The organism is Paractinoplanes polyasparticus (genome assembly GCF_019710575.1).
Lineage (GTDB): Bacteria > Actinomycetota > Actinomycetes > Mycobacteriales > Micromonosporaceae > Actinoplanes > Actinoplanes polyasparticus.
Map to the genome: position 1 here is coordinate 446432 of NZ_JAHWFK010000013.1, position 20255 is coordinate 466686.

Genomic DNA, 20255 nt, shown 5'->3' on the forward strand with positions numbered 1-20255 from the left:
TCTCATCCGAGATGTACAGCTACCGCCTCATGAAGCGGGTGAGGCGGCGCGCGGCGGGGGTCGGAGGTCGATCGTTGGTAGGGACTCCGGGTGGTCGGCCAGGCCGGTGCTGTTGAGCAAAGCGAGCATGTCCTCCTGCCGCGGCTGACCGAAGGTGAGACGGTACAGCGCTAAGTCTTTCTGCAACTGCTCGTAGCGGGCGAAGTCTCGGCTCAACGGTAGAGGTAGAACGTGACGCTCAATGTGTGCGGCACCTGGGTACACCCAATACGGCGACATATCTCCTAGTTGCGACTCCTGGCGTGCCGCGTCAAACGCTGCCTGCCAGACGTCCGGGGCGGCCGACCGCAGGGCTTCAGTGCGATGGGCCGCGGCAAGATTTCGCCTTACGGCGTGGCCGCCGAAGCGGTGCACGCGCCCCTCTCGCTGCTCGAAGTCGACGGGATTGGCTGGTGTGTTCCAGTGAACGACGGCTGAGCAGTAGGTGTGGAAGTCGATGCCTTCTTGGCCTGCACTGGTGGTCGTCACCACGAAGGGCCAGAACGGGCTGTTGAAGGCGTGGCGGACCCCGGTCATACGTTTCGCATTTGCTTCTTCCAGTCCGCGACCGCCGTAGCGTAGGGCGAACCGCCCGGTCATCCGGATCCGGCTGCTGGGGTTGAGCGGGTCGAGAGCGGAGTAGGGCGCCGGGCGCAGTGTCAGAGCCCGGCTGACCTCATGCGCCAGGGTCTGCAGATCAACGTCAGTTAGAGGCGTCTCCGCCGCCGAGCTGCGCAACGTGTGAAGGTATTCGTCGAGTACAGCCTGCAGGCCGCCAGCCGCGCAATACCTCAAGACGGCACGCCAGTAGGTGTCGTCCAAGCGAAGCTGGTCGAGCAGCAACATGGACTCCGGACGATTGAACAGGCTGCGCAGTCCGGCGGCGATGGTAGTCGCGGCCTGCCACAGTCCTTGCGGGGTGACGGTGCTGTCGTCGTTGACCAGCCGGCTGAGAGCACGCCACGCGATGTTGCCGGGTCCGTGCATTCCGAGGGCCACAAGGTCGTCCGCGACGGTTTCGGGGCTGGCACTGACGGGCCCAGCGCCAGCGACTACCGCGAAGGCTTCCTGGAAGTGTTGAAGTAGCCCGGTAAGCGCATCGTCCTCGGTGGCGTGCGTTGAGTCAGCGTCGCTGGTAGCGGCCTCGATGGCCGCCTCGAGAGAGACATCTGGCACAGCATTCGGCCAACTGAGTACGGCTCGCCACGGCTGAGGTTCGCCGGTGTGCTGGGCGTCGCGAAAGGTTGCCGGCGCCTCTGCGACCAATCGGTCGCGGCACCGCGCTTCGATCGCCGTGAGATCTGAGAGGCGGGCGGGATCGTCTCTGGCGGCAGCGAGTGGATCGCAGGCCGCTGCCAGCGCCGGATGCGGCCAGAACAAAGCGACCGAACTCATCGACGCTACGCGTCCCTCATTCATCCGGTAGTCCAGCCGACTACGCGGAATCTCGCTGCGGCCCTCACGAATGCGGCGTTCGGCGTCGTAGCTGAGCAGCGCCGACACTGCTGTCGGGGTGGCGTTCCACGAGGAGAACACCAGACGTTTGGTGATTCCCTGCTGGGCTGCTCCAGCGAAAGGCTCGCCGAGGACGTAGTAGGGCATCGATGGGGGAAGCCAAAGCAATCGCCACCAGTCTCGGCCGACGGTTTGTTCGGCCAGGCTGCGCAGCTTGCCGTTGCCGAGATCGATCGGTGCGTACGCCTGGATCGCTGCGGCGTCGAGTAGCTGCGCTGATCCCAGTAGCTCCTGTACTTCTTCGTCCAGGTCGTCGTGCAGGGCCTCACGCAGGTGGTCGCCGAGTAGATAGCCTTCGACAAAGTTGAGGAAATAGGGTGCTGACTTCCAATAATCGAGAAGCACTGGCGCGTTGAGCGCAGTCCCAAGTCGCTTCATGGCGACAAACGAGCGGATCTCCGCCTGATTGACTCCGGCTGCTGGCGTGATGTGCTCGGTCAGCATGGCGTGCTGGCCGAGGGCCGGGCGTTCAGTCCGGCTCATAACTCGCAGCAGCAGATTTCGGATCTCACCGCGGGCAATGTTAGTCGGGGCGCCGGTGACAACCGCGTCGCGGTACGTCCGCAGCGCGGTCTTGACCGCGTCGTTCCATTTCTCGTCGGAGCAGAGAAAGCGCAGGATCCGTCCCAGGTCGGCGTGGTGATCGTCGGTTTTGGCTTCTTCGGCGAAGGTGAAGGGTTTGTAGGGGGTAGCGGACAACAGAAGGACCCGCGCATCCCGATGGTTGAACAGATTCTGGGCCAGCTCGGCGGCCTCACCGCCCAGCTCGGGATCGAGCAGTGTCCGGAAGCGCTGGAACTCGTCGAGGATGACCAGGTCGGGTTCGAGGGCCTCGACCCCCGCCTCGGCCAGGGTGGCGCGTAGCTCGCCGACCAGCTCTTTGGAGACGGCGTGTTCGCCATCGGTGAAGGTGGATCGACGGCCGATAGAGGCGACCAGGTCGTCGAACCGGTCGAGCAGCCCTTTGTCTTCGGCGCGGGTCAGGAATTCACTCTCGACCCGCGGGTCGATGCCATCTGTGAGAGTGCGTTCGAAGTTGTCACAGACGACGCGGAACCGCTCCAGTGACCCCGTAGTGCGTTGGAGGATCCTCAGAGCGGCTTTGCGCTGCCATCCGTCCCAGCCATCGTGGAACAGCAGCCAATGGATCATGGCGCGCTCCTCGGCCTTGCCGGTACGCCAGCCCGGAGAGAACGAGGTGCCCGGCGTGAACGACACCAGGTTCACCGGCTTTCCCTGTTGTGGCTGCGTCGCGAACCGAGGTAGCTCGCGGCCCAGCAGGGTGAGTCGGCTCGACATCGCTTGCGGGGCGTGGTGCGGTCCGGCCAGCCGAACGAGATTCTGCTCAGCGACATCCTGGTTGGAGCAGATGTAGATGATGTCGATGCGTCCGACCGCGTCATCGTGCTGGAGGCGGTCGATCAGCGCGGCCACGACACCGCCGGCGATAACGCTCTTGCCTAACCCAGTCTCATCGGCGACCAGGAAACGGCGAGTTGGATCCGCACCGAAGTACCGGTCGAGCACGTATGCGACTGTGTCGCGCTGAAAGTCCTTCAGCCCGTTCATGCGCTTGCCTCGGCGGTCGCGAGATCTCGGCGAACTTGATCGACATGCTGCCAGAGTTCCAGGAAGCCCTCCGGCAAAACACCTCTACCTTCCTCGGTCGCGGCCAGGTGTTGCACCAGCCCGGCCAGATCGTCGAGCTGGTGGGGTCGATCGGCGAGCGCACCGAGCAGGAGTTCCAGCACGCCGCTGCTTCTCTGCTGCCAGACTCCACCTCCGCCGACCGCTTCGCCTGTGGCGGTCAACTGGCCTGGGACGCCGAGACCGAGAAGCAACATCAAGAACTGCAGAAATTTCTCGGGTGTGTTGATCTGCTCAGCGAGGACCCGGTCGAGCCGGTCGTACGGGTCGCCGGTCAGGCTGGCTATCACTACGGCCCGCCGGATCGTGCCGTCCTGCCCTTCCGCGGTGAGCAGCAAGAACCGGGTTATTTCAGTGGTGGCTAACCCGCTGTAGACGGCTTCGGCCGGTAGGTCTATCGCTTGGTCTGGTCGCGTCAGCAGGCTGAGGGTGAGTCGCCCTCCAGGCGGCGGCACCACGTCCTCTGCCGTCTGTACGCGCAGCTCGTACGGCTCTCCGCCGTTGAGGACGGTCGCGCTGAAAGCGACGGCCGCGATGTCGCGTAAGTAGTTCTCAAGGGCCCAGCCGCTGTCATCGTCGGGCTCGACGAGGTCGTGCCGTTCGTATTCCTCGAGGATCGCCCGCAGATCCGAATCTTCGCCGGCCAGCTTGTTGATGCCCAGTTTCTCTTTCGAGGCGGCGAGCTCGACGAGTAGTTCGATATTGCCGGAGAAGGCGGCTCCGGTGGCGTTGGCCGATCCGACGATGACCCGGGCACGGTGTCCCTTCTCAACGACGTAAGTCTTGGCGTGTAGGCCTGAGAGATGCGCGGGGCCGGCTTCGTCTTCGAGTTCGAGCGCCGCGAGGTCGTTCAGGACGAACACCGTGCACCCGTCCAGGGAACCGTCGGGTAGCCGGTCGAGCTGCTCTTGTCGGCTGACGATGGTGAGATCGCCATTGCCGGGGGCGCAGAGGTCCAGACCGTCGTTCTCCACAAACGGAGACATGATCAAGTGTCGGGTGCCGGCGAAGTCAGGCGGCCGGGATCCGGGCACGCCGAGCGCATAGAAAGCAATGTCCTGGAACCCCTCCGGCAGTTCCCAAACGGCGCGTCTCAGGTCTTCCAGCAGTTCATCGATCGCCGCACGGCGGTCTTCGGGCACAGGTTGACCGGCGAGGGTGATGGTGTGCCTCAGCAGTTTGACCAGCGGCGCGTTCCTAGCGTCAGGCCTCGTGCCGATGGCGCCGTCCAGGCTCAAGCTGACGTCCCAGCTGCGGTCGTTGGTCAGATTCCGGCTGAGCACGATGAGGCGCAGTAGCCAGTCCTCGTCACTGACGTACCGGACCAACCACATCTTGGGGTGGAAGAGTCGGCCGGGGCGTGGACGGCGTACCGGATGGATGATCTCTTCGAGCAGGAGTAGAAGGCTGGAGTTGCCCGGCGGTGGCGCGATCTGGCCTGCTTGGCAGAACACGTCTACTCGGTCGGCACAACGCCGCACGCCATCCATCACTGAGATCGGATCCTGCTGTTCGCGCATCGCATGGGCGGCGAAGGCAAGCGGCGCGGTGAGCAGGCTGTCGAGCTCGAGCGTGAAAGTGGTGGCAACGGCCCGGTCCAACGAGTATCCCGGCGGCGGCCGTAAAAGGTCAGTGAGCAGTGAGCGTCCGTCAGGCGGCAGCAGCATCGGTCGTCTCCATGCCGTCGTGGATGTCGATGAGCATCCGGCGGACCTGAGGCCAGCGGTACACCAGCTGTCGGGTACCCGAGGCGCCGGTCCAGCTCCTAAGCAGCTTGCTGTTGATCAGCCGTGACTGGGTCTTTTTCACAGATCTCTCCCGCCGGGCGACCAGGTCACGCAGCTGCGTGTCGTCGGCAGCGTCCTTTGCGCGCCCGGCATGTACAAGATCGAGCCACGTCTCAACGAAAATACGGACACGCACGTTGGTAGCGATTCGCGGATTGACGGTGAGCAACCGGGTCCACATGTCGCCGCGGTCCCACGGCTCAACGGTCTCCATCCGTTCTGCCCAGTCGGCAAGGAACTCGCGATAGTCCGGCAGTTCGGCGGTGTCGTTCTCCGCCTTTTCATACGCCTCGGCGACGAGCAGGTTGTAGAGCAAAGCGGCGCCATGCAAACAGATGGAGAACCTGCGCGCGTACTCGAGGTCGGTTCTCACTCGTGCCGGCGCGGAGGCGACAGCGGCCGTCCACCACGGGGCAGTGGTGTCCGGCTCGGGCCGATTGCCCGCTTGAAGGAGATGGGCCAGCAAACTTCCAGGCACGCTGGTCAATATGCGTTCCCGCAGCCATGTGGCCTCGCTCGCGGTCAGGTGAAGTGATCCGACGGTCTCGGGAAAACCAGTCGGCGGCTGCGGCAGGGTAGCCGGCCACCGGCCCGCCTGCCGGTCAGTCAGCTCCGCTGCTTCGGGATCATCGGTCGCGGTATCCAGCTCGTCGCCATTGTCGATGTGGTAGCGGCGCAGTGCGGACGCGTAGATTGTCGAGGGCAGGGTCTTGACTCCGGTCGACGCCCGCCGGCCGATGAGGCCATCGGTCGCGTTTGCCGAGGACAGAGCGGAAATGACGCTGCGTTCCACGCGGTCGAGCTCCACGGCTTGGTCCCGGGTAGTGCGGCGAGCGGCCTGCTGCACACACCAGGGAACAATCAGCAAATACCGCGCCCGGGTATGCAACGTCGACGTTCCTGGAAACAGAAGGTCGCCGAACGCGTCGCGAACTTGACCGATGCCCAACTCATCGCGGCTTTCGTGCTCGCTGAACATGTTGAGTAACTCGCGCACCCGCTGCTGCTCCGCGCGAGAGCTGTCGAGCCACGACAACTGTGACGCCATCGTTCCTCCTTCGTGCCTGCGCCAGTATTCCGCGCGGGCGACGTGGCGACCGTTGGTTCATCCGATCGGAGAAAAAGACAACCGTTCGGTGCAGTCGTTCCGCGTCACAGGCGGGCGCTTCCGGAGGTGCCTGATTGCGCGGACGTCGCCTGTTGCGGTTGGTGCAGCGCACAAACGTCGCGTACCTCGGTTCGGAGGTGGCTCAGCTCGCCAGCGGCCGGGGAGAGCTCGTAACTGTGGTGGTGCCCGGCGCGACAGTGACCATCAGAGCAGAGACAGGCTGTCACGGTTGGCCGAACTTGGCTACAGGTCTTCACGTCCGTGGAGGCGATGTGACGCTTCGTGCTCCGACGCAATGCGGAAAGGCCACGGAGACCGCGAGCCTAAGTTGGCGTAGCCGATCACCGGCTCCGCGGAGTTAGCCGCATGCCCGTCGTCAGATGTGACGCTGCGCCTACGAGTAGCCAGCGGCAATTCGTGCTCAAACTTTCTGATCACCAGCCGAGATCAGGAGACGGTGCGGCGTCTGGCTTTGATGCGTTCGGCGACCGCTCCGGCGGCCTCGTGGTGCAGCTCCTTGGAGACGCTCTGGTAGGTGTCGCGGGTCAGCGTGGTGGTGGAGTGGCCGAGTTGTTCGGAGACGACTTTGATGTCGATGCCGGCTTCGAGGGCGATGGTGGCGGCGCAGTGGCGTAGGTCGTGCAGGCGGATGGGTGGGAAGCCGCCGCGTTGGATGAGGCGGCGGAACCGCTGGGATACCGCGGCGGGGTGCCAGGCTCTGCCGTCTGGGCGTACGAAGAACAGGCCAGTGTCGGGCCAGGCGGGGCCGGCGGCCAGCTGCCACTTCGCTCGCTGGGCTTTATAACTGGTGAACAGAGCGACGGTGTCGGGGTCGAGGATGACGTCGCGGTTGCCGGCTTCGCTCTTGGGTTTTTTGTGGCGGATGCTTCCGCCGCCGTAGGTGGTGATCTGGTTGATGATGCCGATTTCGGCTTTGCGGAGGCGGACTTCGGCGTCGAGCAGGCCGCAGGTTTCGCCGCGGCGGGTGCCGCGGTAGGCCATGAGGTGCAGCATCGGGTGGATGTCGGGTGCGTGGTCGGCGGCGTAGTCGAGGAAGTCGGCGAGTAGTTCGTCGGTCCAGACCATGACGGGGCTGGGGACTTCGCCGGTGGTCTGCCAGCGTTCGACGCGTTCGGGTTCCCAGACGATCGGTCGGGATCGTTTGTTGGGGGTCTTCACCAGGGCGGCGGGGTTGGCTATGCCGGCGATGATGCCTTCGCGGAGGGCGTCGTTGAAGGCCTTGCGCAGGGTGGCGCGGATGCGGGAGCGGGTTGCGTCTCTGGTGGGTCGTTTGCCGGCGACGCTTTTGCGTACGGCGGGGTCGGGGTCGTTTCGCTTGGCGAGGATTTCCTCGTTTCGTTCTTTGATTTTGCGGATGAGGGTGTGGATGTGGTGCGGCCGGAGCTGGTCGAGGGCGACGTCGCCGAGGTGCGGGATCAGGTGGGTGGTGATGTGGTTGGCGTAGCTGCGGCGGGTGTTCTCGTCGATCTCGATGTCGTTGACCCAGCCGGTCAGGTACTGGGCGAGGGTGGGGATGCCGCCGAGTGCGCTGTCGGTCTTCAGGCGGAACCGGACGGTGTCGAGGTCGGGCAGCTCGCCGGTGGCGCGGCGGGAGGCCTGGATGAGGTCGGCGACCTCGGTCAGCCGTTTCGGGTCTTTGCCGGCAAGGTCAAGCAGTCGACGGACCTGATCGATTTCGTCCTGTGCGGCATCGCGGTTCTCGAAGCCGGTGCTGGGCCGCAGTTGGCGTCGTTTCCCGTCGGCGGTCGCCGGGAGTTCGAGCTGGTATGCCCACTGGCCGTGGGTGAGGCTCCAGGATCGGTTGGCGCGGCGTAGTTTCGGGCATTTGTTGCGCAGTGGTCGGTCGGTATCAGGGTCCTTGCAACGGCAGACTTTGAACGGGGTGTCGGTGGCCACGAGGTGGACGCTCCCAGCGTATGAGGGTTGGTGTGCAACGGTTTTTCGGTGCTCGCTCGTCATTCACGCTCTGCTCCTAACATTGATCAAGTCGTCTTGGTGCGGTGGCTACGGCGCTTCGCCGCTGACAGTGCGTGGCTCTCCTGGTTGCGGGTGAAGAGCGGCGATTAGGGCGGCCGTCGGAACGCGGTACTGAGCGCCGACGCGTATGAGCGGCAGTGGGAACGCTCCGCGGTGGGCCAGTCGGTAGGCGGTGTTGCGGGAGATGCCGAGGAGCTTTCCGGCGGTGACCACGTCGGTGGTGGCGCCGAGTGCCTGCAGGTCCTCGATGGTCGGCGGCGAATCGGTGGGCGGTTCAGGACCGGCGGGTGTCCGGGTGCGGCGACGATCGGTCAAGGTATCTCCCAGTCAGGATGGCGGGTTGGCGCGTACGTATTGACGTCCATGCTTTGGTGGTTGATGCGTTACCGTCCTGCTCATGCATGATCGGGCCGGCGGTCGCGATGGTGGTGACGTGGATTTATGGCCGGACGCCCGTACCCTCCCGGTGCTTGGCCGTCCGGAGCGGCTGCCCAATGGAACCGACGCCGGTGGTGGTTCTCGTGCGGTTATCAGGGTGCGGGTGCTCGGGAAGCCGGAGATTCTGGATGTTCCCGCGGATGTGCACGTCCGGAAGCGTTCCCTGGAGTTCTTGACGTACCTGATCGCGTGCGGCGGCAGCGTGCATCAGGACTTCATCCTCGAGGACCTGCTGCCTGAGCCGTCCCGGAGTAAGGCCGTGGAGCGGTTGCACACCTACACGTACAACTTGCGGCAGGTCTTCGCTCGGCTAGGCGGTGACGGCAGCTACCTGAAGGTGCGGCAGCATCAGTACGTGTTGGACCGGGCTGGGTTCGACGTCGACTTGTGGACGATGCTCGACGCTGTCGCGGACGCTGTTGCCGCACCCGAGCAGCAGTCGCGGGTCGCGGCGTTGCGCCGGGCGGTGGACGCCTATGCGGGGCCGTTTGCCGACGGCGCCGGGTACTTGTGGCTGGCCGGCTATCGGTACCTCATACGTCGGGAGTACGTCGACGCGGTGGTCGCTCTCGCCGACAACCTTGCCGGCCCGGCACGGGCGGTGCTGGAAGAGGGCCGGCGGCACCATCCGCACGACGAGCGGCTCACCGCCGTACTGAAGGGTTTCACGGCGACATAGTGAGCGGCGGTTTGTCCGCGCCGGGACGGGGCCGTCCTGCCCGTGGCGGCGGGACAGCCCCGTTCGGCGGTGAGGTGTGGATGGGTTACTCGGCGGTGGAATCCGCCGTCCCGGCGATGCCGGCGGTGTTGTCGTCTTCGCGGGCGAAGACGTTGAGCACCGGGACAGCCTGCTGCAGGCAGTCGTAGGCGACGGCCGGCATCTGCACGATCAGGCTGTCGAGCAGCTGCTCGACGAGGGCGATCACCGGTTCGGTACGGATGGCCTCAGCGGGGCTGGCGAGCAGCCACGCCTTGGCGAACCGCGTCGATTCCCCCGGCCGCGAGATGGCCTCGCGACCGAGGAGCCGGTTCCTTTCGACTCTGTCCTCGAATTCGGAGCAGCCGTAATCGACCACCTGCTGGTTGACGTGCTCCACGTCGGCGAGCACGGTGAGCAGACTGACCGCGCGCCGCAGGGCAAGAAGAACCTGCGGTGCCGGGATCTGATCGTCGCGCAGCGTCGCCGCCAGTTCGCGGACCACCGCGATCACCGGCACGGTACGTGCGATGCGGCGGCGGGACTCGTGCAGCCATATCCGGGCGAACTGTTCGGCGTCGTGGTCCACAACCGGACGTTCCGGCGGGAAGATCTCCGGGAAGCGTTCTGAAAGCTTTGTCATGCTGCATCACCTCCCTCCAGTCGGGAATTCACGTCAGCGCCGTGATCACGCCGCTGACGTGGGCTTTCGGCCTGCCAGTCCGGACCGGAGCCGCGGTACTGGCGGGTCGGTGGCGGCTCCCGCTCGGACCTGAGCGTCTTGAGCAGCGCGGAGGCCTTGGAGTTGGAGACGCTGGTGCCACCGGCTCGCAGGTGGCGAGCGAGCGCGCCACGGGTCAGGGGTTCGCCGCTGACGGCCAGGCGGTCTCTGATCGCCCGGGCGGCGGGCAGCACGGTCCCCAGGTCTTCCACCTCGGCGGACGGTCCACGGGACCGGCGCCGGTCCGGTGTGGACCGCTGATCCGGGTTTGCTGCGCTGCGGACCGCGGGTGCGTCGGCGGGCTCTGCGCGGACCGGGGAATCGTCGAGTTTCGAGGCGGACGGTCCACCGGTGTGGCTAGCGCGACCTTGACCATGACCAGGAAACCCAGTGCCGGGATGGCGGCGGCCGTCCAGCCGATCGGCGACGGTTCGGCTTCGACGACCTGCGCCGCCAGCGACAGCACGACCGCGCAGCCCAGCACCACGGCGGGGAACCGGGGTGAGGTGTGTTCGCGTCGCCGGCGGCGTAGTTCCAGGCCGGAGGCGATCGACATCAACTCGAGGACGATGGCGTCGGCCCAGGCGAGCCAGCCCGGCTGCCCGTGGCTCGCGGCAACGTTGTGGACGTGGGTGAAAGCTCGCGGCTCCTGCGGCTGCGCCGATCGCGAGCATGATCAGAATCTGGGCCAGTCCCTCGGCGCGGTTGCCGCGGACGGTCCGGTCCGGCGAACGACTTTGCTGCTACGGGACCACCCCCCGCGGACCGGTCCGTGCCGTACGCGCCGGAGGACGTTCACGACGGTTCTCGTCGGGGACGCGGCGGGACGCGAAGGCGGGAGTGTGCAAGTGCTGGCGGGACTTCATGGTGTGGATCCTCCGGTCGATATGGATGAAAACGGAGCCCGGACGGGCACAGCCCGCAGGCGTGCCGGCGACGATGCGACGGGGGCGCGACGATAGCGTCCGCATCTGTCACCACCGCGGCCGTACGCGCGGTGACAGAAGGCGCCGTCTGTCACCCGGCACGGAAAGGTCTCGGCGGTGGCTGTCACTACGGGAAAGCCGGTCAGGCGTTCACCGCGCCACGGCTATTAGGTTGCGGCCGCACAGCTCGGCCAGGCGCAGGCGCCGCCCCGATCGGCGGTGCAGCCACCACTCCGCTTCGGCGGGGTTGCCCGCGCCGTGGGTCGCGGTGACAACGGGGTAGCGCACACCGGCATCGGTCAGTTCCTCGTGCAGGTGGCGCTCCCGGAGCGGGCCGGGCAGCCAGAACAGCACCGGCCACACTCGCCCGGTGACGCGGGCGAGCTCCTCGTATCCGTCGATCTTGTCGACCAGGCGGGAGAGCGGCCGTTCGGTGCCGGTGTCGTACTCCAGCAGGAACGGAATCTCCGAGCCGTCTTCGATCCAGATTCCGTGTCCGTCGGGCCGCGAACTGGGGATGTAGGTACGTTCGGTGACGTCGGCGCCCTCGCCGGCGAAGGCGCCCATCTGCTGGCACTGCCGGGCCGACCACCACCGCGCCAGTTCACAGCCGGGCCGGGTGCGGGCGTGACCGGCCAGGGCGGTGAAGAAGCCGTTGACGCCGACCAGGTGCGCCAGGTTCGCGCGGTTGGTCAACTGCCAGCGGCGCCGCCGGGCCCGGTCGCGGTAGCCGCGCTCAAGGCGCTCGCCGCGTTGCGCCGCGATGACCTCCAACCCCAACTGGGCAAGGACATAGTGGTACGGGAACGAGCCGCCGCCGGCCCGGTTCGGCCGGAACCGTTCCAGCACCCGAAGACCGACCAGGGCGCGCAGCCGTTCCTGCGCGTAGTCCAGCGACGGGAACAACGCCTGCGCGATCTGCACCGAGGTCAGCACACCGTGCTCGGCGAGCCAGTCGAGCAGGACGCAGTCCCGGTCGGTGATCTGCGACTGCACGCGCAGGACGGGATCGACGTACCGCAGCGACCTAACCATGTCGTCTCCCCCGGGGGAGAGACCCAGACTGGAGGGTCTGTCGCAGGACGAGCGCGGTAGAGGAAAGGCGCGTTGTGCTGCGCCGTGATGCCGATTCACGGGTCCGTTTCCCAACGGAGGTCAACAGGGAGGACAAGCGCCGGATCCGATCGGACGGCAAGCCGGGATGGCAGTTGAGGAGCGCACGGGGTGAAATGCCCGATATGGATGGGTGTGTAGACACGAAGGCTCCAGAGTGTTGTTCGATGGGGCGTCGTGAGGGCTGGTCGATGCATCGCGCACCTCCTCGGGCATCGCCCGAGTGGAACGACGTCGGGTTGCGCTCGCGAGCGGCGTGAGCGCGGATAGGTCGCGCCAATGGCGAGCGCCGATCATCGATGGCGTGGGGCCGCTTGCGGGAGGCAGCCTCCGGCGCCGCCGCCCACTTCCCTCACACCCTCAAACCGACCTTTGTCAGCTCTCGCGAACACCCCGATTTGAGAATCAGCCGAACGGCTCACACCGAAAGTGATGTAGTACGCATTTCGGGCAGAACTCCTAGGGCAAGGAGGAGTCGATTGTCAGAATTCGAGGACTGAAGACTGTCATTTGCCTGGGCGTATGCACGAAGTGTGCGGGGATGCCCAGTACGCTGGAGTCGTGGGCGAGTCCTCTGAAGGCGTTAACACCGGGCGGCACGAGCCGGTATCCCGGCCGCCGGTGGGCTACCTTCCGTACGGTGATCGGAAGCCGTACTTTCTGGCCGACACGCTAACCGCGCTGAACGGGCCGACCCGTGGCGTGATCACACTCCCCCACCACCTCGACTGGTCCGGCCACGCCGAATACGACCTGAGTCGCCCCGCTCGCCTTGCCAGCATGTACAAGGCGGTACTCACCGAGGCCGCCACCCTCGAGGACTTGCACATGTGGCTCTCCGGTGACGTGCTTCTCCGGCTCTGGCCCACACTCTGGCTGCCACCGCAGCTCCGGCGACGCTGGGAAGAACGCTTCCCGGAACTGGCCGCTACCCGCACGAACGCCGCGTAGCAACTGGTGGATCCCTTTCACGAACGACTCGCTTGTACGGGGCTTGCGGCCGCTCAGCGGTAAGGCTTCGCCCTGGCCGGCGGATACGCGGTCCAGGCAGCCGGTCTTCTTGAGCGGCCCAGCGAGGACATCGACCTGTTCACCGGCTGGAACCGCCGCAACGAGTTCGGCACAGCGGTCGCCGCCGTTATTCAGGCGTACCGCGACGACGGCCTCACTGTCGACCTCGAACGGCGCTATGACACGTTCGCCCGACTAACAGTGACCGACGGCAGCCACACGTCGAAGGTGGAACTCGGCGTGGATTGGCGAGCCAACGAACCGATTCTCATGGCCGTAGGACCGGTTCTGCATCCCGATGACGCGGTGGCGAACAAGATGAGTGCGCTCTACGGGCGGGCGTTCGCGCGTGACTTCGTCGACATCGATGCCGCCCTGCGATCAGGCAGGTACACCCACGAAGCCGTTCTACGCCTCGCCGAACGCGCCGATCGCGGGCTTCGACCGGCGGATCTTCGCTGACGCTCTCGGACAGGCCGATCTGCTGGACCCGGACGACTTCGCCCAATACGGCATCACCGGTCAAGCGCTCGACGACGTCCGGAAACGGTTCGCCGCATGGCGTCGCGATCTGCGTGACGAGCCCTCGTCGGAATAGTCGCGCGGCAGAACCCGCGGAGTGGTTCGGGCTCGGAGTACGTCTGCACCGTGGCCGAACTGCCATCGGTTCGGAAGGCCCGTCAAGACCGAGTCGAAGATCCAGATAGCAAGCGCTCGATAACCTGTCGGAAGACATCGATGGGGGTGAGCCCATGGACGGCGCCGATGCTGCTGAGGACTGGCTGGATACCTGGGTCGGGCAGGTGAACGCCCAAGCGGCGCGCAGTGTTGAGCTGTCGCGGCGGGTGGCGGCGCTGACCGGCACGGCGGAGGGCCGCGACGGCGCGATTCGGGTCACGGTGGGGTCTGCCGGTCAGATCGAGCGCCTTGAGCTCGACGAGCGCGTACACGATTTGTCTGGCCCCCGCCTTGCCGACGAGATCGTGTCGGTCATGCGGCGCGCCCAGGCGGCCCTATCCGGTCTGGTCGCCGATCAGGTCCAGGACACCGTGGGCGCAGACACCGAGACGGGACGCGCGGTACTCCAGTCGTTCGAGACCCGATTCCCGACTGTTGAACGTCAGGAAGACCGGTGAGCGAAGGTGTGGAGTTTCCCGCCGAGGCGGTGATACGCCATGCCAGCACCGTGAGTGAGGCGTCCGATGAGATGCTGCGGGCTCGATCGGCGGCAGGCGAAGTCGCAATGGACAGTCAGGCGTACGGGCAGCTCTGCCAATTCCTGCCGGCCCTGCTCAGCCCTCTGTTCGGCAGCGCCACGGAGGTCATGAGCGACGCGGTGGACGCGCTCGATGAGACGTCCTCGAAACTGCGGGCGACCGCGACGGGGATGAACGCCGCCGACGCCGGCAGCGCCCGGCAGCTGAACACAGCCGCGACCCAGCACCTCGATCTTCCGCTGTGACCGACAATCCGCTGGTCGCTCAGGCGAACAGCTCGACCACCTGGTACACCGGCCTCGGCCTGGCCGAAGACGCGGCGCAAATCAGCAGCGGCATCCAGGACGGCAGCTGGGTCGACGGCACCCTGGGCGGCGTCGGCGGCACCCTGGACCTGCTCGGCACGGTCGTCGACCCGCTCGGCTCGCTGGTGGCCTGGGGTGTCGGCTGGCTGATGGAGCACGTGCGGCCGTTGAAGCAGGGCCTGGACTGGCTGGCCGGTCAGCCCGACGAGATCGCCGCCCATGCCGCCACCTGGCGCAACGTCGCCGCCGCTACGACGGCCACCCAACAGCACTACGCCAACGCCGTCCGGTCGCACACGGACGGCTGGTCCGGCGCCTCCGGCGACGCCTACCGCAACCATGCCGCCCAGCAGGCCGATGCGCTCGGCGGCATCGCCAAGGCGTCCGAGGCGATTTCGTACGCTGTCGAAGGAGCCGGACTGCTCGTCGGACTGGTCCGCGGCATCGTCCGTGACCTGATCGCCCAGTTCGTGGCCACCCTCGCCGCCCGCCTGCCCATGTGGTTGGCCGAGGCTGGGCTAACTCTCGGCATCGGCGCCCCGGTGGTCATCGGTCAGGTAGCCACACTGGTCGCCAAATGGGTCAACCGCATCCAAGGCTTCATCCGAGCACTGCTCAACAGCCTGCGACGACTCAGCGGCAAGCTCAACGAGCTGACCGGCGTCCTCGATGGTCTCAAGACGGCACTTCGTAAGCTCAGCCGCTCCGATCCGACAGCGACCACACCCGACACGACGTCCGCCGTGCGACAGACCGGTGGGGAACTACGGCGTCCGCGCGGTGACATCGACTTCGAGGAGGAATGGGCAGACCGGGCCTACGACACTTTTCGCGCCAGTGATGACGAGCTCCCGGCGGTCGCCGCGACCGCGCGAGAATACGGCTTCAGCACGGAAGACATCACCACAATCAAAAACCACGTCTTCCGCGACGAGCACCTGCTCGATCTGTACGGCGACAACACCGTGGCACGTTTCGACGCCAACCCCCGCATGGCCGAGGCATGGCAACGGCTCGCCACCGGCAACCCGCACCCGGCCGACATCGACCTGTTGCGGCACGAGCGATTCGAATCGGATTACATGGCCAGCACCGGAGACCCCAGCTACGGACGCGCGCACACCGCCACCAACGACGCAGGCTTTACGTGGGACCCTGAAGCCGCAGCGCGCGATGGGGTCGGCTATCAACGAAAGGACTGACGTGTTCGGTGGCTGTGGGCGGTGCCGGCAATGACCGCCTCTATCGGTATCTGGGCGCAGGGCGACCCGAGCGGCGAGTCGGTGCTGTACCGCTGGGAAGCCGACCAACAGACCGGCTACGTGACCTTCGAGGTACCGACCCGGCGGTTCCGGCCAGCCGACGACAGCGGCCAGCCGATCGGGGATCTATTGTTCGATCCCGCAGTGGGCGAGCCGTCAGGCACCGCTGCGGGTGTGAACCAACGGCTGTTCAACCAGGTGGTCGTAGCGATCATGCGCGCCTACCGGCGGGCCGGGACGGCTCCGGCCACCGCCCACGCGTATTACTACTGACGCCCACGTAGCGAGTCGTTCGTGCGGGAACGAACAGCATCTGGGTGACAACGAAAGACACGCTGGCCACCCCGGCCGGACGGCGGCAGGATCAGGAGTCCGAGCGCTGGACGAGTTGCAGGAACGCTTCGAGCTCACGGTCCGGCCGGACATGGCGGCGGTAGAGCGGACTGCACGGCGTCTCCGCCAGCTTCAGGCCCAACTCGGCCAGGCTTCTGCCAGGGTCGGAGTGCCGGTAAACGTCGGCGAGGTAGGCGAACTCGTTCATGATGCCGACGACGCTGCGGTTCGCGGTGGGACCGAACCGGCAGTCCCGCATCTGCCTCAACTCGCCCTCGATGACGGCCGCCGGCGCCCGGTGAGCGGCCAGAGCAGCGGCGATCTCCGGTCCGATACGGGCCGGCACGGTGGCCCCCAGCGCCAGCGGCATCAGCACCGGCAACAGGGTCTCCTCGTTGACCAGCAGGATCAACTGCTGGGGCCGCCACGGCAGCAGGTTTGCGTACCACTCGCCGAGCAGGGTGGTCGACGATTCACCGTCATACGGCGTCGCCGACCCGAGCCGCTGGCGCAGCTTCTTGGTCGCCCGGACGATCAGCACGAGACCAATCCTGCCCGACGGTTGTCGACCGCACCGGCTGGGCCGGTCTCTTCAGGGGGTAAAGCAGATGGCAGCGGTCGATGGCGCGGCGCGCGATTCGCGTTATGCGGACCAGCGGCACTACGTCGTGCCGACAAGCCTCGCCGATCTGCATGGCCCGGCCGTCGGTCAGGTGACGCTCGATCGGTCACTGGATTGGTCGGGCGACAGCACTTACGACCTGGACGATCCAGGCGACCTTCGAGTGATGTATCAAACGGTGTTGAATCAGGCGGCCACCACTGATGACCTCAGTCGCTGGCTCAATGCCGACATCTTGCGCCGAGTATGGCCGCTTCTATGGCTGCCCGTCCGAATGCGAGCGCTTTGGCAGGCCCGTTTCCCGGAACTGCCCGACCCGGTGACCCGAGAGTCAACACCCAGGACAAAGCGGCAAGGCGTGGCCGCACCAGGTCCTGCAGGTTCTGACCGCGATCAAGAAGTTCGAGGAGCGTCGTGAGCGTCGCGGCAGAAGACGACGTGCGTGTGCCGGAGCAGTTGACCGAGTTCGTGTCCCGGACGGTGATCTGTCGTGCCAGCCCGCGATCTGGGCGGTGGGGTCACTCTGGGCTCCAGACCCGCGCCGACGGATCCCAGACACCGGTCGCTGTTGCGTCCAGGATGGGGTCGAAGATCTGGCGCGCGAGGCTCACGGCGGTGTCGTAGTCCGGGACGATGCCGGGTGCTTCGGCCGCGACCTTCGGGTAACGCCTTGCCCAGCCCTCGTCGGGCACGATGAATCGGTCGGGAAGTTCAACCTTGCGTATCGCCGCGTTGATGACGACCGCGGTGCGTAGCCGGTCGGCGCTGAAGGTTTGCGTGCTGGCGATGATCGCGATGTCGACGAGATCTTTAACTCGGCTGCTGCTCGCCGACTGTCCGTCCCGGACGTAGGTGCCGATCGTCGCGCAGAGTTTGTCGGCCAGGTGGTCGGGGATCGGAAAGACGCGATAGTGCGGCCGGACGAGGCCGTCAATGGAGAGCGGCGTCAGCGGTGCGACGACATCCGGTGTGCCGGTCATGGCGGTGCCCACTACGACGTCGATGTGGAAGCCGGCAAAGGACGTCGGGCCGAGTCGTGCGTTGACGTGCACACGGGCCCCTTTGGCCTCCTCCTGGAGGGGAGCGATCCGGGTGACGTCGAACGCGAAGTGGTCGCCGATGTCGGCACGGAGTGCAGCACGCAGAGCGTCAACGGCGTCATCGACGGCGGCTTCGGTAGCGTTGAAGAAGACGTCGACATCTTTGCTGTGCCGAGCCGTGGCGAGCCGGGCTAATAGCGCCCCCGCGCCCTTCAGGACCCACCGGTCGGCGTCATGGGAGCTGAACAGCCGGGCGAGTGCCCGGTCGTAGGCGAACTGTCGCTGGAGTTCAGCGAGTGGGTAGCGCCGGTCGGTACGCGCGATCTGCCCGAAACGTTCCTTGAGTGCCGTCCTGAACGCCGAAGGTGTCTGATACCGAAACGCGGGCTCGGTCATGGGCGCGCCCCCTTGCCGGTGAGTACCTGGACGAACTCGCCTGGGTCGGTGTGGCCATAGGCGACCGTGTAGGGCCCGACGATCGAGGTGAGCGCTTCATCGCGCAGCAGGCCCAGCGCGAGGGCATCCTGCACGACCTGAGCCACCGCGGACTCGTCCTCGCCGTCGGCGAGCAGATCGTCAATGATCGCCGGTACGGTGCGCGCCGGAAGCCCGCCCCAGATCTCCCAGCTGTCCGGGGCAATCTGTGACCGGACGCGCAGCTTGATGTCGTCGCGTCGTGGTCGCAGTCGGGTGGTGGCGTAGAACTCGTGTTCGTACGGAATCAGGCCACCGAGTCCGCGTAGGTGTGCAGCACTGCGGTGGCTGATGACGAGGTTCGGGACGGTGGTGCGTTCGTGCCACGATTGCGCGCCGCCGAGTTGCAGCCACGCCGCGCGTAGCGGGTCGAGGTCAGGGTCTTCGGGCGCGCCTGTGAGCCGATACACCCGCATGGCCTGATCGACGACGGCCAGCGTGCCGTCATCGACTAGACGGTTCAGATCTTGGCGGGACACCCCGAGCCGACGGGCTTGCCCTGCGGTGATCATGCCCCACTGCTCACCGGTCACGGGGCTGATCGCGGCTATGGCAGTGCGTCTCGACATGGAGCGATCGTACCAATAGTGCGACGAACGCTCCAGCTAGCGCCAGTTCCGCCTGACGAATCCGAGAGAAGAGTCGCGGGCCCATCGCAATGCGGGGGCGCTGCGTAGTCAGTGCCGTAGCAGCGAAAGCCACGCGCCGGGCAACTCGTGCGCGAGGTGCCCGGCGACGCTGCCGCAGGAGGCGCACCCCCGCGGTACCGGTGCACGAACGATCGCGCGAGCCCTCGCGAACATCAAGTCGATCGCTGAAGGTATTTTTCCAGCTCGGAAGGCATGGCGAGTTCATCGAGAGCGTCAGTTGCGGGCTGGTGCTCCGCAGCATTTCTTGTACTTACGTCCCGAATCGCACCAGCACGCCTCGTTACGCTCGGGCGGCCAGAGCCGTACCCGATCGGGCCGCGCCGTGGTGCACCATTCGCCATAGTCCCGGCGGGTCGACGGGGCGGCCGGATCGCGTTGCTGCGCCTTCGCGTATGCCTCGTAGTCCGCAAGGCTGCCGGAGACCAGGCGAACCCGAGTCGCGCCTGACTGTTCATACGATCGGGCCTCCCGCTGGATCCGCCCGGCGTACGTCTCGTAAACGTCTCCATAGGCCGTCGTCGATTCCGGCCAGCGGGAGCGGACCGCGCTGAAGTCCTCTCGAACCCACCGCAGGACGATCCCGTCGAACGCTCCCTCCGCACGGGCTGCGTCGGCCCCACTGCCCGGCGGTAAAGAACCTAGCGTCTCGCGAATCGTCGCTGCGAGCTCCGCAAACGACGAGTCGGACTCCGCGAGCGCTTCAAGATCCTCCTCGTCGAGTTCTACGCCCAGCTTCTCCCGCAGGTAGGAGCGGCTGAAGAGCAGTGCATGCCGACGCTCCTCCACCTCGGGGTCGTCGCCGGCTTCGACCGCCCGATCCACTCCGGCCTGGCACCATTCGAGGGCGAGGTGGTCTTGCCCGGCGTCGGACAGCATCTCCGTCATGTCATCGAAAACGCGCACGGTTTCCAGGCTGCTGGGCTGGTCGTCCAGTTCGGCCCGGAGGGCACGCTGGACCTCGTCCGCTTCCTGATCACGATGCAGCGCGTAGAGCTGCTCCGCGATGCCGACCTGAGCGTCCCTGCCGACCTCACCGCCGAACCCCGCGGCCCGGCGGAACTGTTCCAGCGCCCGCTCAAGGTCGCCGCTGCTGCGGGCAATCGACCACCCGGCATCCACCAGCGCCCGGGCCGCTTCGGGATCACCCGCGTGATCGGTGGCCCACTGTTCATAGTCGGCCGCGGACGGCTCACGCCGCAGATCGGCGAGGAAAGCCTCGTACGCGGTACGGGCGATATGAGGTTCCGAAGAGCTACTCACGCCGAAAACCTACCGGGCGACTCGGGCGCCGCCAGTTGGTGGGTGGACTCGGTAACCAGTTCAGCTTCGGGGCCGTCGACCGGTGGAGAACG

19 protein-coding genes and 2 pseudogenes are annotated in these 20255 nt (G+C 66.3%); 8 read left to right on the forward strand and 13 right to left on the reverse strand.

The annotated features are described in order from the left end of the window. Positions 1-27: 27 nt before the first annotated feature. From KXC43_RS16980 to KXC43_RS17000, 5 genes are all read right to left on the reverse strand, one after another. Complete coding sequence (locus KXC43_RS16980) at positions 28-3123, reverse strand: DEAD/DEAH box helicase (protein ID WP_221377001.1); 3096 nt, start codon at positions 3121-3123, stop codon at positions 28-30. Further along, positions 3120-4868, reverse strand: a complete 1749-nt coding sequence (locus tag KXC43_RS16985; protein ID WP_221377002.1) for a phospholipase D family protein — start codon at positions 4866-4868, stop codon at positions 3120-3122. Before KXC43_RS16985 ends, KXC43_RS16980 begins: the two co-directional genes overlap by 4 nt. Beyond that, positions 4852-6036: a DUF6361 family protein gene (locus KXC43_RS16990; protein WP_221377003.1), complete on the reverse strand. Its 1185-nt coding sequence runs from the start codon at positions 6034-6036 to the stop codon at positions 4852-4854. The genes KXC43_RS16985 and KXC43_RS16990 overlap by 17 nt, the downstream gene beginning before the upstream one ends. 507 nt (positions 6037-6543) lie before the next feature. Continuing rightward, the gene (locus KXC43_RS16995) at positions 6544-8013 is read right to left on the reverse strand and encodes a tyrosine-type recombinase/integrase (protein ID WP_221377004.1); all 1470 of its coding nucleotides are present in this window, start codon (positions 8011-8013) and stop codon (positions 6544-6546) included. A gap of 108 nt (positions 8014-8121) precedes the next feature. After that, positions 8122-8409, reverse strand: coding sequence for a helix-turn-helix domain-containing protein (locus KXC43_RS17000; RefSeq protein ID WP_221377005.1), 288 nt, complete (start codon positions 8407-8409; stop codon positions 8122-8124). Between the two features lie 82 nt (positions 8410-8491). Between KXC43_RS17000 and KXC43_RS17005 the strand changes: the two genes are divergently transcribed. Further along, positions 8492-9211, forward strand: coding sequence for an AfsR/SARP family transcriptional regulator (locus KXC43_RS17005; protein WP_221377006.1), 720 nt, complete (start codon positions 8492-8494; stop codon positions 9209-9211). Positions 9212-9296: 85 nt separating this feature from the next. Here KXC43_RS17005 and KXC43_RS17010 read toward each other — a convergent pair whose 3' ends face one another. From KXC43_RS17010 to KXC43_RS17020, 4 genes and pseudogenes are all read right to left on the reverse strand, one after another. After that, positions 9297-9872, reverse strand: coding sequence for a hypothetical protein (locus KXC43_RS17010; protein WP_221377007.1), 576 nt, complete (start codon positions 9870-9872; stop codon positions 9297-9299). Beyond that, complete coding sequence (locus KXC43_RS50870; RefSeq protein WP_255644143.1) at positions 9869-10162, reverse strand: hypothetical protein; 294 nt, start codon at positions 10160-10162, stop codon at positions 9869-9871. The genes KXC43_RS17010 and KXC43_RS50870 overlap by 4 nt, the downstream gene beginning before the upstream one ends. Beyond that, positions 10087-10527 (reverse strand): annotated as a pseudogene (locus tag KXC43_RS50875) (hypothetical protein); the annotation flags it as partial. The pseudogene KXC43_RS50875 and the gene KXC43_RS50870, both read right to left, overlap by 76 nt. 499 nt (positions 10528-11026) lie before the next feature. Further along, entirely contained in the window at positions 11027-11911 is an 885-nt protein-coding gene (locus tag KXC43_RS17020; protein ID WP_221377008.1) for a replication-relaxation family protein, read from the reverse strand. 639 nt (positions 11912-12550) lie between these two features. Between KXC43_RS17020 and KXC43_RS17025 the strand changes: the two genes are divergently transcribed. The 6 genes and pseudogenes from KXC43_RS17025 to KXC43_RS17050 all read left to right on the forward strand — a co-directional run bounded on the left by KXC43_RS17025 (position 12551) and on the right by KXC43_RS17050 (position 16057). Further along, positions 12551-12940 carry a hypothetical protein gene (locus tag KXC43_RS17025; RefSeq protein ID WP_308129112.1) on the forward strand — a complete coding sequence of 130 codons (390 nt, stop codon included), beginning with the start codon at positions 12551-12553 and terminating at the stop codon, positions 12938-12940. 6 nt (positions 12941-12946) lie between these two features. After that, positions 12947-13598 (forward strand): annotated as a pseudogene (locus KXC43_RS17030) (nucleotidyl transferase AbiEii/AbiGii toxin family protein). 154 nt (positions 13599-13752) lie between these two features. After that, positions 13753-14136, forward strand: a complete 384-nt coding sequence (locus KXC43_RS17035; protein WP_221377009.1) for a YbaB/EbfC family nucleoid-associated protein — start codon at positions 13753-13755, stop codon at positions 14134-14136. Positions 14137-14144: 8 nt separating this feature from the next. Continuing rightward, on the forward strand, positions 14145-14462 hold the full coding sequence (locus KXC43_RS17040) for a type VII secretion target (protein WP_221377010.1): 318 nt from the start codon (positions 14145-14147) through the stop codon (positions 14460-14462). Next, on the forward strand, positions 14459-15724 hold the full coding sequence (locus tag KXC43_RS17045) for a WXG100 family type VII secretion target (protein WP_221377011.1): 1266 nt from the start codon (positions 14459-14461) through the stop codon (positions 15722-15724). Before KXC43_RS17040 ends, KXC43_RS17045 begins: the two co-directional genes overlap by 4 nt. A 30-nt stretch (positions 15725-15754) precedes the next feature. Further along, a complete protein-coding gene (locus tag KXC43_RS17050) occupies positions 15755-16057 on the forward strand; it encodes a hypothetical protein (RefSeq protein WP_221377012.1) in 303 nt (100 codons plus the stop codon). A 91-nt stretch (positions 16058-16148) separates the two neighbouring features. Here the strand turns inward: KXC43_RS17050 and KXC43_RS17055 are convergent, their stop codons facing one another. After that, a complete protein-coding gene (locus KXC43_RS17055; protein WP_221377013.1) occupies positions 16149-16658 on the reverse strand; it encodes a DUF6933 domain-containing protein in 510 nt (169 codons plus the stop codon). A 67-nt stretch (positions 16659-16725) separates the two neighbouring features. Here KXC43_RS17055 and KXC43_RS17060 point away from each other — a divergent pair, with 67 nt between their 5' ends. Next, a complete protein-coding gene (locus tag KXC43_RS17060) occupies positions 16726-17157 on the forward strand; it encodes a hypothetical protein (protein WP_255644144.1) in 432 nt (143 codons plus the stop codon). A 100-nt stretch (positions 17158-17257) separates the two neighbouring features. Here the strand turns inward: KXC43_RS17060 and KXC43_RS17065 are convergent, their stop codons facing one another. The 3 genes from KXC43_RS17065 to KXC43_RS52715 form a co-directional block, all read right to left on the reverse strand. Next, positions 17258-18175 (reverse strand): nucleotidyl transferase AbiEii/AbiGii toxin family protein, encoded by a 918-nt coding sequence (locus KXC43_RS17065; protein WP_221377014.1) that lies wholly within the window; start codon positions 18173-18175, stop codon positions 17258-17260. Continuing rightward, the gene (locus tag KXC43_RS17070) at positions 18172-18786 is read right to left on the reverse strand and encodes a type IV toxin-antitoxin system AbiEi family antitoxin domain-containing protein (protein WP_221377015.1); all 615 of its coding nucleotides are present in this window, start codon (positions 18784-18786) and stop codon (positions 18172-18174) included. Before KXC43_RS17070 ends, KXC43_RS17065 begins: the two co-directional genes overlap by 4 nt. 330 nt (positions 18787-19116) lie before the next feature. Further along, positions 19117-20163: an SEC-C domain-containing protein gene (locus KXC43_RS52715; protein WP_221377016.1), complete on the reverse strand. Its 1047-nt coding sequence runs from the start codon at positions 20161-20163 to the stop codon at positions 19117-19119. Between the last annotated feature and the right edge of the window lie 92 nt (positions 20164-20255).

Coding starts and splice junctions, on each gene's coding strand:
- KXC43_RS17065 (WP_221377014.1), bottom strand. CDS start 18,175: ATGACCGAGCCCGCGTTTCGGTATCAGACACCTTCGGCGTTCAGGACG.
- KXC43_RS16985 (WP_221377002.1), bottom strand. CDS start 4,868: ATGCTGCTGCCGCCTGACGGACGCTCACTGCTCACTGACCTTTTACGG.
- KXC43_RS17010 (WP_221377007.1), bottom strand. CDS start 9,872: ATGACAAAGCTTTCAGAACGCTTCCCGGAGATCTTCCCGCCGGAACGT.
- KXC43_RS17005 (WP_221377006.1), top strand. CDS start 8,492: ATGCATGATCGGGCCGGCGGTCGCGATGGTGGTGACGTGGATTTATGG.
- KXC43_RS16990 (WP_221377003.1), bottom strand. CDS start 6,036: ATGGCGTCACAGTTGTCGTGGCTCGACAGCTCTCGCGCGGAGCAGCAG.
- KXC43_RS17060 (WP_255644144.1), top strand. CDS start 16,726: ATGGCAGCGGTCGATGGCGCGGCGCGCGATTCGCGTTATGCGGACCAG.
- KXC43_RS17035 (WP_221377009.1), top strand. CDS start 13,753: ATGGACGGCGCCGATGCTGCTGAGGACTGGCTGGATACCTGGGTCGGG.
- KXC43_RS17020 (WP_221377008.1), bottom strand. CDS start 11,911: ATGGTTAGGTCGCTGCGGTACGTCGATCCCGTCCTGCGCGTGCAGTCG.
- KXC43_RS17050 (WP_221377012.1), top strand. CDS start 15,755: ATGACCGCCTCTATCGGTATCTGGGCGCAGGGCGACCCGAGCGGCGAG.
- KXC43_RS16980 (WP_221377001.1), bottom strand. CDS start 3,123: ATGAACGGGCTGAAGGACTTTCAGCGCGACACAGTCGCATACGTGCTC.